A 12182-nucleotide genomic window follows, 5' to 3' on the forward strand; every position below is an offset into this window, starting at 1 on the left:
GGCATGGCACCGGCAACGGAAACCGCAGCTGGCACTGAGACGGCCACGACCGCGATCACCAACATCGGCTCGCTGGTGACGAACGACCCGTCGCTCGGCGAGGGCCCGCTGGGCCTGATGCGGGACGCCGCGTTGGTCCTGGAGGGCGAGCGCGTGGCCTGGGTGGGCCCGACGGCGAAGACCCCGCCGACGGACGCGGTGCACGACGCGCAGGGCCGCGCCGCCGTCCCCGGCTTCGTCGACTCCCACTCCCACCTGGTGTTCGCGGGCGACCGCACCCAGGAGTTCAACGCCCGTATGTCGGGCCGCAGTTATACGGCGGGCGGCATCCGCACGACGGTGGCGGCGACGCGCGCGGCGAGCGACTCCGAGCTGGAGTCGAACCTCACCCGCTACCTGGCGGAGGCCCTCCGCCAGGGCACGACCACGTTCGAGACGAAGTCGGGCTACGGCCTCACGACGGCGGACGAGTCGCGTGCGCTGCGCATCGCGGCGGCGCACACGGACGAGGTGACGTTCCTCGGCGCGCACATCGTCTCCCCCGACTACGCGGAAGACCCCGCCGCCTACGTGGAGTTGGTGACGGGCGAGATGCTGGACGCCTGCGCGCCCCACGCCCGCTGGATCGACGTCTTCTGCGAGAAGGGCGCCTTCGACGGCGACCAGGCCCGCGCGATCCTCACGGCGGGCAGGGCGAAGGGCCTGCACCCCCGCATCCACGCCAACCAACTGTCGTACGGCCCTGGGGTCCAGCTCGCAGTGGAACTGGACGCGGCGTCGGCGGACCACTGCACACACCTGACGGACGCGGACGTGGACGCCCTGTCCCAGGGCAACACGGTGGCAACGCTTCTCCCCGGCGCGGAGTTCTCCACGCGCGCGCAGTGGCCGGATGCCCGCCGCCTCCTCGACGCGGGTGCGACGGTGGCTCTCTCCACCGACTGCAACCCGGGCTCCTCCTTCACGTCCTCGGTCCCCTTCTGCATCGCTCTCGCCGTACGGGACATGGGCATGACCCCGGACGAGGCACTCTGGTCCGCCACGGCGGGCGGCGCGGCGGCCCTGCGCCGCACGGACGTCGGCCACCTCGGGCTGGGCGCCCGCGCAGACCTGGCCCTCCTCGACGCCCCGAGCCACGTCCACTTGGCCTACCGGCCGGGGGTGCCGCTGGTGGGAGAGGTCTGGCGGCGAGGGCTGCGCCAGCCCTGAGAGAGCCAGGCCCACCTGGCACTACTGCCCGCGTCGGGCCTGCCGTCGTCCACGGCGTCCCGCTGCCCGCATGAGGGCCTCTCTCAAGCGCTCCGGGGCGTGCGGCATGCTGGCCCCATGACGGGCACCATGACCGGGACCATGAAGACCATCGGCCTCATCGGCGGCATGAGCTGGGAGTCCAGCGCCGAGTACTACCGGCTCCTCAACGAACTCGTACGCGAGCGCCTCGGCGGGCTGCACTCCGCCCGCATCGTGCTGCACTCCGTCGACTTCGCGGAGATCGAGCGGCTCCAGGTTGCGGGGGAGTGGGACGAGGCCGGGCGCGTACTGGCCGTCGCCGCCAAGGGACTTGAGGCGGCCGGGGCCGACTTCCTCCTCATCTGTACGAACACCATGCACAAGGTCGCCGACCAGGTGAGCGCGGCCGTGTCCGTACCGCTGCTGCACCTCGGGGACGCCACCGCCGAAGCCGTACGCGCCGCGGGGCTGCAGACGGTGGGGCTGCTCGGGACCGCCTTCACCATGGAGCAGGACTTCTACCGGGACCGGCTCGCCGCGCACGGGCTCGAGGTGCTCGTCCCGGACGAGGCCGGGCGCGCCGTCGTGCATCGCGTCATTTACGAGGAGCTGTGCCTGGGCGTCGTACGGGAGGAGTCGCGGGCGGCGTATCAGGAGGTCATCGACGGACTCGTACGGCGGGGTGCCCAAGGCGTCATCCTCGGCTGCACCGAGATCGAGCTGCTGATCCAGGCCGAGCACAGCCCCGTTCCCGTCTTCCCGACCACCCGGCTGCACGCCGAAGCCGCCGTCGAAGCCGCCGTCGAGGGCGCCCGCTAGCGAGAACACATGTGCACACACTTGTGGGGCCCGCCTGACTGCAACAGGCGCGCCCCACAAGGACGTTCAGCGATCGGCTGCTCAAGGTCGACGCGCAGCGCAGCACAGTGCGCTACTCCTCGACCGTCAGACCCTTCCGCAGCCGTGACAGCGTCCGCGACAGCAGCCGCGACACATGCATCTGCGAGATGCCCAGCTCATCGCCTATCTCCGACTGCGTCATATTGGCGACGAAGCGCAGCGCGAGGATCTTCCGGTCGCGCGGGGGCAGATCGGCGATCAGGGGCTTCAGGGACTCGACGTACTCGATGCCCTCCAGGCCGTGGTCCTCGTAGCCGATGCGGTCGGCGAGGGCGCCTTCGGAGTCGTCCTCCTCGGGCTGCGCGTCCAGGGAGCTGGCGGTGTAGGCGTTGGACGCCGCCATGCCCTCGACGACCTCTTCGTTGGAGATGCCCAGGCGCTCGGCGAGCTCGCCCACCGTGGGGGCGCGATCGAATTGCTGGGCGAGTTCGTCGCCCGCCTTGGCGAGGTCCAGACGGAGTTCCTGCAGGCGGCGCGGGACACGCACCGACCAGCTGGTGTCGCGGAAGAAGCGCTTGATCTCGCCGACGATCGTCGGCATCGCGAAGGTCGGGAACTCGACGCCTCGGCTCAGCTCGAAGCGGTCGATCGCCTTGATCAGGCCGATGGTCCCGACCTGGATGATGTCCTCCATCGGCTCGCTGCGGGAGCGGAAGCGGGAGGCGGCGAACTTGACCAGCGCGAGGTTGAGTTCGACGAGGGTGTTGCGGACGTACGCGTATTCGTGCGTGCCTTCCTCGAGCGACTCCATGCGCTCGAAGAGGGTCTTGGACAGGGCCCGCGCGTCCAGCGGTGCCACTTCGTCGTAAGGGGGGATCTCCGGGAGGTCCGTGAGGTCCGCCATGTCGGCGGGTCCGGTGAGCCTCTCGCCGTTCAGGGGCAGGGCTTCGGGGGCAGGAGCCGGGATCTGGGTCGCGAAGCGGTTCGGCGGGGGTGTCGACGTCGCTTGGTCAGTATGCGATTCGTCGAGCCGGGGTGACATGGTGTCCTCCATCGTTCTCGGCATATGGCTGCCGATGCCAATACGTGCACTGCGGTGTGCGGCGCCTCCAAAGCCGTCCGTGTCGAGTGGTGTCTCTTCTACCCCTACCCGGTTCTGCGCCTCAGTCGCAAGTGCGTTCTGCGGGGAAATGTCCGAATTCGGGGGGATGTTCGGGTACCCGGGGGCGTAGGGAGGGCGTAATGTTCAGGGGCGTCATCAACAGCCACGACGGTCGGAAGAGAGTGACGGCATGGACCGCGGGACGGTCGGCAGCGCACACAGGGGCCGGCTTCTGGTCGAGGTGCGGCAAGAGGGTCGCAGTGCGGTCGTGACACCGGTGGGTGAGCTCGATCACCACACCGCCGATCTGCTGCGCGAGCCACTGGAGAACTGCATCGCCGAAGGGCTCGTGCGGCTCGTCGTGGACTGCTCTCGCCTGGAATTCTGCGACTCCACCGGCCTGAACGTGCTGCTCGGTGCCCGGCTCAAGGCCGAGGCCGAGGGCGGCCGGGTTCATCTCGCCGGGATGCAGCCCGTGGTGGCGCGGGTCTTCGAGATCACCGGCGCGGAGGCCGTCTTCGCCGTGCACGACACGCTGGCGGCCGCCCTGTCGGACCGGCCCGACTAGAGGCCGCGGACCGGACGGGGGAGACGGTGCGGACGGGGCGCACAGAAGCGTACGGGCGGGGTTGGGCGGCGCCGGGCGCAGAAGTTACGTGTCAGTTGTCACTGCGTGATCAGGGCGTTACCAGCGTCACATGCCGCGTGCCGAATCAGTGGGTGTTCTCACGGTCCCTTCGGGCAGGAGAGTCCCTGGATCCGTCCTTGATGGTCCTCAAGTCAACAGTCAGAGCGGCGAGCAGCCAGCAGTCGATCAGCCAGCGGTCGATCGGCCGGCAGTCGATCAGCCAGCAGTTCAGAACGCGGTGAGGTGAAGCGCTGATGAGCACCACCCGGCCTTACTCGCCGGGCGACCGTGGCCCGGAGCCCGAGGCCGCCGTCGCGGACGCTCCCACGAGCGGCCAGGACGCTCCCGCGGGCGGCCAGGGGCGCCCGGTCCGCAGGCTGAACCTGAACGGTGCCAGCGGGATCGTTCCGCTCGCGCGCGACTTCACGCGGGACGCGCTGCACGCCTGGGGCTGGCTGCCCGCCGCGGGCGCCGACCAGCGGGCCGCCGCGGAGGACGTCCTCCTTGTCGTCTCCGAGCTCGTCACCAACGCCTGTCTGCACGCGGAGGGGCCCGACGAGCTCTGGCTCTCCTGCGACAAGAAGGTGCTGCGCATAGAGGTCTCCGACCGGGGTGCGGGCCAGCCGGCGCCGCGCACCCCGCACCGCGCGGGGCGTCCGGGCGGGCACGGGATGTTCATCGTGCAGCGGCTCTGCCTGGACTGGGGCGTGGTCAGGACCCCCGGCGCCGGCGGCAAGACGGTCTGGGCCGAGCTGGGCGCGCCCGCCTAGAGCCCCCACTCGGGTCCCGCCCAGTCCCCACTCGGGTCCCGCCCAGTCCCCCCTTGTGTTACCCCCGGTTTACGCCGGGCTTCACACCATGCGTCACACGCGCGCCGGATCGGCACAGATCCGGCGCGTCCTTTGTCTTCCCTCGGCAAGGCCCCGGGCGTACCTTGAGCGCCCAATCTGATGTGCCGTCAGTAACCTCCGCACCCGTCGGCACGCCACGACCGGCATGAGGGGAACACGAGGTGTCGTACACAAAACGCAGCGCCGCACTCGCGCTTGCCACGGCCCTGGCGGGCGGTTCGGCGGTGCTGATGGCCGCACCCGCCGCACACGCCACGGTCCAGGACGTCAACTACCAGTGCAAGACACCCATCGGGAACAAGGGCGCCGTCTCGCCGATCGACATCAAGAGCGTCAAGAGCGGCAGCGGCTACAAGCTCACCATGTCCTTCCAGAAGGGCGTCTCCTCCAGCCCGGTGGAGCTCGGCAAGGGCGCGATGAAGCCCAGCGCCCTGATCAAGCTGGGCGGTGCCGAGAGCGGCACGGTCCCGGTGTCCGGCGCCCCCAACGCGGAGGCGATTCCGGCCAACACCCCCATCAAGATCAGTGACTTGTCGGGTACCTACACCCCGAAGAAGAGCGGCAAGGTCACCTTCACCGCGGGCGTCCTCACCATCAAGGCGCTCGGCACCACCACGACCTGCACCCCGAAGGGCAGCCCCAAGCCCTCCCTCGAACTGGACGTCAAGGGCTCCGGTGGCTCGGGCGGCTCCGGTGGCTCGGGCGGTTCCGACAACTCCGGCTCCGGCGGTGCCACGGGCGGCGGTGGTTCGGCCTCGGGCGGCTCGCAGAGCTCCCCGTCCGGCGGCGAGCTGCCGCAGACCGGACCGGCCGACTCGGCGATCGCGCTCGGCACCCTCGGCGGCACGGTGCTGCTCGCGGGCGCGGCGGGCGCTCTCTGGCTGACCCGCAGGCACCAGGCGGCCCGCACCCGGTAGGCGCGGGGGATCCGGTGGGCGCCGCGGCCGCGCAGTGGCGGGGCGGCGCGAACACCGGCCTGCGCACGCCGGGTTGAGGTCCACCGGACCGGTCGTCGGGCTGGTTGCTGATCCGCTCGCCGGACCGGTCACCGATCCGCCCGCTGGACCGGTTGTCGATCCGGTCGCCGGATCCGCCCGCCGGACCGGTTGCCGATCCGGTCACCGATCCGTCCGTCCGTTCCTCCGTCCGCCGACTCCGCCCTCGTACGAAGATCAGGAGCCGCCGATGCACTCCGTGCTGTCCGCCGTGCGTGCCGTGTGTGGAGCGCGCGCGGCCGCCGCCGCATGCCTGGCCGCCGCCGTGGTGCTGCTCGCCGGGCCCGCCCCCGCGGCCCGCGCGGACACCGCCGACTGGTCCCTGACCCCCTCGGCGGGGGGCGGGACCCGGCCCGCGAAGGACGGGCGGCCCTACTTCTACGCGGAGGGCTCACCCGGCACCGTCCTGGAGGACGAGGTCGCGGTCACCAATCCCTCGGCGAAGCCCCGCACGATCCGGCTGCGGGGCGCCGACCCCGACGACACCGGGACGGGAGCGCGCCCGGCCAAGGGCAGGTCCACGGACACCGGCTCCTGGATCACCTTCGCCAAGCGGGAGGTGAAGGTGCCGCCACGCACCCGGGCCGAGGTGCCGTTCACGGTGACCGTCCCGGCGGGTGCGGTCCCGGGCGACCACCCCGGCGTGATCGTCGCGAGCGACGGCGGCCGGGACGCGGCGGTCCGCCTGCACCTGCGGGTGAGCGGGCCGACGCTGTCCGCCGTGACCGTCGAGCGCGTTGCCGTCGACGGGGCCGGCGACGGGAAGCGGATCTCGTACGACCTGGTGAACCGTGGCAACACGGTGCTCCGCCCCCGGCTCGCGGTGCACGCCGAGGGCGTCTTCGGCACCGTCCTGGACCGTGCCCCGCGCACGCTCCCGGTCGAACTCCTCCCCGGCCGCCGGGTCACCCTGACCGAGCCGTGGCGGGACGCCCCCGCCCTCGACTCGGTCGACGTGAAGCTCTCCGTCACCGCGGCGGGCGGCGCCCACGACACGGCGACGGCGTCGGCACGGTTCGTGCCCTGGGGCGCGGTGGCGGGCGGCGGCGCGCTCCTGCTGGGCGCGGCGGGCGGCGCGCTCCACGTCATACGCAGACGCAGGCGCGGACGGCCACCGGTGGAGCAAGAACCCGAAGAGATACGTGAGTTGGCGGCAGTGGGTACGGCCACGGGGACGGGAGAGCAACTGTGAACGGCGAAGGTACCTCGAGGTCGATTCGGCTCGCGGTGACAGCCGCGGTCCTGGCGGTCATAGGGTTCACCGCCCTCCCGCAGGGCACCGCCGTCGCTGCGGACAGCGCGGACAAACCCACCGTCAGACTCTCCAAGTCCCAAGCGGGCAAGGGTGGTTCCATCACCGTCACCGGCACGGGGTGGCGCAAGAAGGCGCTGCTCATGATGCTGATCTGCGGGCAGTCCGCCCCCGGCAAGGGCGTCCTCGGCGGCACCAACTCCTGTGCCAACTCCGACGGCCTGGCCGTCACCACCGACGACAAGGGCGCCTTCAGCAAGAAGCTCGCCGTCGCCGAGCCGCCCGTGCCCTGCCCCTGCGTCGTCCACGTCGCGACGGTGACCGGTGAGAAGGCCATGGCCGACGCCGAGTTCAAGGTCGCGGGCCACCCCGTGAAGCCGCTTCCGGCGCAGCAGACCGGCGGCAAGCTCTCCGTCCTGACCGACACCCGCCTCGACGGCTCCAGCTCCCTGCTGACCTGGTTCGGCGCCCCGCCGTCCCGCAAGTTCGTCTTCACCGTGGGCAACGTGGGCTCGGCCCCCGTCAAGGACCCGGTCTTCCAAGTCGGCACCTCCCACGGGGTGTTCGCCCCGCAGTGGGAGGAGCAGCAGTGGCGGGGCACGATCGCGCCGGGCAAGAAGGCGCAGATCGAGCTCCCGGTGGAGCTCGCCGCGGGCGCGCACGGCGACTACCTCGTCTCGCTGAAGTTCGGGGACAAGGTCCTCGCCGAGAAGCCGTGGGGGGTGGGCCGCCCCTGGGGCGTCACGCTCTTCTGGATCCTGCTCTGCGTCGTCGTGCCGGCGGCCGTGTTCCGCATCGGCATGGCGGTCGTGGACCGCTTCCGCCCGGCCCGCCGCTCCGGCTCCGGCTCCGCGGGCCGCCATCGCGGCGGCCGCCTGTCCGAAGTCACCGCCCGGCTGCCGAAGTTGCGGCTGCCGCAGGGCGCGCTCGCCGCCGACGGCGCGGCCCGCTCCCAGTCCCGTACACCCTCCCGTACGAAACCCAGGCCGTCCGCGCACTCGGGGGCGGACGCGAGCACCACCTCGACTGCGGCACTGCCGTGGTTCACCCCCGACACCGACCCCGGCGCACCCCCGGCCGGACAGCTCTCCGCACCGTCCGAGAACAGCACTCCCAGGACCAACACGCCCAATGAGAAGGGGACCACGTGATCAGGAAACGGAGAGCCGGTGCGGCGGGAGTCGCGCTCATGCTCGGCGGGGCGGGCCTCGTGCTGACCAGCACGGTGCCCGCGCAGGCAGCCGCCGCCGAGGTCGCGTACAAGACGAAGTGTGTGCCGCCGCCCATCTCGGGTCTGCCGGACATCCACGGCACCACCAAGGTGGAGATCACCGCGCCCGCCGACGCGAAGGTCGGCGACGAGGTCGAGGTGGTGTGGAAGACCGTCGAGGGCGCCTCCAAGAACCCCGACATCCTCGACCTGGACAAGGACACGGTCCTGCCGACCGGCACCCTGAAGGTGGGCGGCGCGCAGACCGGGGACCTGAAGATGGAGGGCACCCGCACCAACCCGCCCATCCCCAAGGGCTCCCCGATGGTCCTTTCCGACATGAAGGCCAAGCTGAAGCTGACGAAGGCCGGGGAGGTCACGCTCACCCCGGACGCGTACAACATCAACGTCAACAAGCCGGTCAACACGGACACCAAGTGCACGCCCGAGGAGCAGGTGAAGCCGGGCGCGACCATCAAGGTCGCGGACGGCGGCGGGAGTTCGGGCGGTACGTCGGGAGGCACCTCCAGCGGCACGACGGGCGGATCGACCGGCGGGGACACCGGCACCGGCGGGTCCACGGGCGGGTCCACCGGCGGATCCACGGGCGGCTCGGTCGGCGGCAGCTCCTCCGGTGGCAGCACCGGCGGTGACGACGGCGGCAAGACCGACTTCCCGGGCAAGGAAATCCAGACGCCCTACAAGTGCAAGACCCCGATCGGCGACAAGGAAGCGACCTCGCCGGTCCAGATCAACGCCAAGAAGAACGGCGGGAGTTACGCCCTCACGGTCCAGTTCAAGAAGTCCGTGATGGACAGCCCGGCCGACATCCCGGCGGACTCCGTGAAGCCGTCGATGGAGGTCAAGCTGGGCGGCGCCGACAAGGGCACGGTGCCGGTCGAGGGCCCGACCAACAAGGAGCCCATCAAGTCGGGCGCGCCGATCAACATCCCTGACCTGACAGGGACGTACAAGCCCGGCGCCGACGGCAAGTCGACGCTCTCGCCCGGCGTCCTCACGGTGAAGGCGCTCGGCACGACGACGACGTGCACGCCCGCGAAGAGCGAGGTCTCCCTCGAACTCGACACGTCCGCCCAGCCGGGCGGTGCGTCGGGCGGCTCCGGCTCTGCGGGCGGGTCCGGCTCCGCCGGGGGCTCGGGCTCCGGTGGCTCGGCCGCGAGCGGTGGCGGTTCCTCGTCGTCCGGCGGCGGCCTCGCCGAGACCGGCGCCGAGAACAACGGCGCGCTGCGGGCCCTCGGGCTCGTCGCGGGCACGGTGATCCTGCTGGGTGGCGCGGTGTTCACGTTCCTGCCGAAGCGGAGGCGTGGACTGCGCTAGGCGCTAGGCGTTGAGCGCTGCTGGCTGAGCGCACCGCGGGCGCGTGGGGAGCTGCGGACCGGCTGTGGCTGGTCGCGCAGTTCCCCACGCCCCTGAATGGGGCGCCCGTGGCTGCGGGCGCCCTACGCGTGCGGCCCGCCCTACGCGTGCGCCCGCAGCCACCGCAGTACCGACTTCGCCACCCCGGACTCCTCCAGCAGCCCCATCCCGTGCGCCGAAGACCCCCGCACCGTCCGTACGGTGATGTCCCGCTGCCCCGACCCCCGCTCCACATCCGCGAGTTCGGCCGAGTGCCGCACCGGCACGAAGTCGCCGTCCGTGTGGGTGAGGAACATCGGGGCGTCGTCCGCCCCCGACGCGTGGGACGCGGCCGCCAGGTCGTCCCAGCGCTCCCGGCAGCGGCGCCCGTCCCGGTCCGGCGCGCACCCGGCGAGGCGCACCGCCGCCCGGCGCAGGGCCCGCCGCTCGGCCGAGGCGCCCGGCCGCGCCCCGTCCACCCACGCCCGGTGGGGCGAGGCCACGGGGGAGAGGGCGGCCACCCCGCGCACCCGGCTCCGGCCCGCCCCGTACGTCGCCGCGCTCACCGCCAGGTGGCCGCCCGCCGACGAGCCGAGCACCAGTGGCCGCGCCCCGCCGTGGTGCCGCCGCACCCAGCGCAGGGCGGCCAGGACGTCGTCGCGCTGTGCGGGCCACACGGCGTCGGACGTGAGCCGGTAGTCGGTGTCGTACACGGTGAACCCACGGGCCGCGAACCAGCGCGCCCAGCGGCTCCAGTCGGTGTCCCGGGACCAGTACCCGCCGTGCAGGACGACGAGGACGGGGCGGTGCGCGGACCGGTCGCCGTACGCGGTGAGCGTCTGGCGGGCGTGGGACCCGTACGAGAAGGTCCGGCCGGAGACGGGCGGCGGCACCGTGGCTCGGGCGGCCGTACCGGCCGACAGGAGCGCCCCGCACAGGGCGAGGACGGGCAGCGTACGGCGGAGCAGGAACGCACGGCGGAGCAGGAACGCACGGCGGAGCAGGAACATACGACGGAGCAGGAACGCACGACGGAGCGGGAACGCACGACGCGGCAGGGCTTGGCGCATGCGCCGATGCTGCCCCGGCCCGCGCCCCCGCCCCCGCAGAAACGCCAAGGGCCGCCGCACCGGATGGTGCGGCGGCCCTCGGTCGGAGCGAAGGGGAGGCGTCAGTTGACGCTGCCCATCAGCTGCTTGACCTTCTTGCGGTTCAGGAAGATCCCGAAGCCCGCGACGACCGCGAGGATCGCCTCCACCATGACCGCCCCTGAGGTGTTCAGGTTGACGTTCAGCTGCGGCGAGGTCAGCAGACCCGCGACCGAGTCGCCCGCGGTGACCGCGAGGAACCAGACACCCATCATCTGGGAGCTGTACTTGGCCGGAGCCATCTTCGTGGTGACCGACAGGCCGACCGGGGAGAGGCAGAGCTCACCGACGGTCTGGATGAAGTAGATCGACACCAGCCACATCGGGGAGACCTTGCCGCCGTTGTTGGCGGTGTCGATCATCGGGATGAGGAAGACGGCGAACGAGATGCCGATCAGCGCGAGGCTGGAGGAGAACTTGACCGCGGTGCTCGGCTCCTTGCCCCGCTTGTTCAGCCACAGCCAGAGCGAGGCGACCACGGGGGCCATCGCCATGACGAAGATCGGGTTCAGCGACTGGTACCAGGACGTCGGGAAGTCGAACCCGAGGAGGTTGTTGGTCGTCGACTCCTTGCCGAAGACCGACAGCGTCGAGCCGTTCTGGTCGTAGATCATCCAGAAGATCGCGGCGACCACGAAGAACCAGACGTAGCCGGAGAGCTTCGTCTGCTCGAGCTGGGTCAGCTCCTTGTCGCGCTTCATGCGGGCCAGGACGGCGATCGGGATGATCAGGCCGGCGATGATGATGGGCATCAGCGCCCAGTCGGCGAAGTTCCCGGTCACGGCGAGCAGCGTGTAGAAGACGCCCGCGACGATCAGCCAGATCAGGCCGTTGCGGATGGCGCGCTGCTTCTGCTCCGGCGTGGCCGGCTGCGAGACGACGCTGCTCTCCGGGCTCAGGTGGCGGGTGCCGAGCATGAACTGGGCCAGGCCCAGGGCCATGCCGACCGCGGCCAGCGTGAAGCCGAGGTGCCAGTTGACGTTCTCGCCGACGGTGCCGATGCTCAGCGGCGCGAAGAAGGCACCGAGGTTGATGCCGATGTAGAAGAGCGTGAAGCCACCGTCACGGCGCGGGTCCTCGGGACCCTTGTAGAGGTGGCCGACCATCGTGGAGATGTTGGCCTTCAGCAGACCGGAGCCGAGCGCCACGAGCACGAGGCCCGCGAAGAACGTCGCCGAGCTCGGCAGGGCGAGCGTGATGTGGCCGAGGATGACGACACCGGCGCCGATGGCGACCGTCTTGCGCGGCCCCCAGAAGCGGTCGGCCATCCAGCCGCCGGGCATGGCGAGCAGATAGACCATCGCCATGTAGACGGAGTAGATCGCCGTCGCCGTGGTGGCACTCATGTTCATGCCGCCGGGCGCGATCAGATACAGCGGGAGAAGCGCCTTCATGCCGTAGAAGCTGTAGCGCTCCCACATCTCGGTCATGAAGAGCGTGGCCAGTCCGCGGGGGTGGCCGAAGAAGGTCTTCTCGGAGCCAGGGGTACTGGGCGAGTCCTTCGTCAGGCTGGACGCCATGGGTCGATCCTCGTGGTTCGGGACGCGCTGGCAGGAGCGTGTGCGCGCCC

Annotated in this window: 11 protein-coding genes; 8 read left to right on the plus strand and 3 right to left on the minus strand. The window is 71.3% G+C overall.

Going from position 1 to position 12182, the window contains the following annotated elements; genetic code table 11:
• Nucleotides 1-3 precede the first annotated feature (3 nt).
• A complete protein-coding gene (hutI, locus tag ACFWYM_RS23115; protein WP_384840228.1) occupies nt 4-1209 on the plus strand; it encodes an imidazolonepropionase in 1206 nt (401 codons plus the stop codon).
• Nucleotides 1210-1350: 141 nt separating this feature from the next.
• Nucleotides 1351-2049, plus strand: a complete 699-nt coding sequence (locus ACFWYM_RS23120) for an aspartate/glutamate racemase family protein (RefSeq protein ID WP_384840375.1) — start codon at nt 1351-1353, stop codon at nt 2047-2049.
• Nucleotides 2050-2161: 112 nt separating this feature from the next.
• On the opposite strand, the gene ACFWYM_RS23125 is transcribed toward ACFWYM_RS23120, so the two are convergent.
• A complete protein-coding gene (locus tag ACFWYM_RS23125) occupies nt 2162-3124 on the minus strand; it encodes an RNA polymerase sigma factor SigF (RefSeq protein ID WP_384840230.1) in 963 nt (320 codons plus the stop codon).
• A 238-nt stretch (nt 3125-3362) separates the two neighbouring features.
• Between ACFWYM_RS23125 and ACFWYM_RS23130 the strand changes: the two genes are divergently transcribed.
• The 6 genes from ACFWYM_RS23130 to ACFWYM_RS23155 all read left to right on the plus strand — a co-directional run bounded on the left by ACFWYM_RS23130 (nt 3363) and on the right by ACFWYM_RS23155 (nt 9446).
• Nucleotides 3363-3740, plus strand: a complete 378-nt coding sequence (locus ACFWYM_RS23130) for an STAS domain-containing protein (protein ID WP_384840233.1) — start codon at nt 3363-3365, stop codon at nt 3738-3740.
• Nucleotides 3741-4054: 314 nt separating this feature from the next.
• Complete coding sequence (locus ACFWYM_RS23135; protein ID WP_384840236.1) at nt 4055-4570, plus strand: ATP-binding protein; 516 nt, start codon at nt 4055-4057, stop codon at nt 4568-4570.
• A 242-nt stretch (nt 4571-4812) separates the two neighbouring features.
• Nucleotides 4813-5568: an LPXTG cell wall anchor domain-containing protein gene (locus ACFWYM_RS23140; RefSeq protein WP_384840239.1), complete on the plus strand. Its 756-nt coding sequence runs from the start codon at nt 4813-4815 to the stop codon at nt 5566-5568.
• Nucleotides 5569-5836: 268 nt separating this feature from the next.
• Nucleotides 5837-6838, plus strand: coding sequence for a hypothetical protein (locus ACFWYM_RS23145; RefSeq protein WP_384840242.1), 1002 nt, complete (start codon nt 5837-5839; stop codon nt 6836-6838).
• A 35-nt stretch (nt 6839-6873) separates the two neighbouring features.
• The gene (locus tag ACFWYM_RS23150; RefSeq protein WP_384840245.1) at nt 6874-8049 is read left to right on the plus strand and encodes a hypothetical protein; all 1176 of its coding nucleotides are present in this window, start codon (nt 6874-6876) and stop codon (nt 8047-8049) included.
• Nucleotides 8050-8087: 38 nt separating this feature from the next.
• Nucleotides 8088-9446 carry a hypothetical protein gene (locus ACFWYM_RS23155; protein ID WP_384840378.1) on the plus strand — a complete coding sequence of 453 codons (1359 nt, stop codon included), beginning with the start codon at nt 8088-8090 and terminating at the stop codon, nt 9444-9446.
• A gap of 140 nt (nt 9447-9586) precedes the next feature.
• On the opposite strand, the gene ACFWYM_RS23160 is transcribed toward ACFWYM_RS23155, so the two are convergent.
• Both ACFWYM_RS23160 and ACFWYM_RS23165 read right to left on the minus strand, forming a co-directional pair.
• Nucleotides 9587-10534, minus strand: a complete 948-nt coding sequence (locus ACFWYM_RS23160) for an alpha/beta hydrolase (protein WP_384840248.1) — start codon at nt 10532-10534, stop codon at nt 9587-9589.
• 101 nt (nt 10535-10635) lie between these two features.
• Entirely contained in the window at nt 10636-12132 is a 1497-nt protein-coding gene (locus tag ACFWYM_RS23165; protein WP_384840251.1) for a peptide MFS transporter, read from the minus strand.
• Between the last annotated feature and the right edge of the window lie 50 nt (nt 12133-12182).

Source organism: Streptomyces sp. NPDC059009, from assembly GCF_042740175.1.
Taxonomy (GTDB): Bacteria; Actinomycetota; Actinomycetes; order Streptomycetales; family Streptomycetaceae; genus Streptomyces.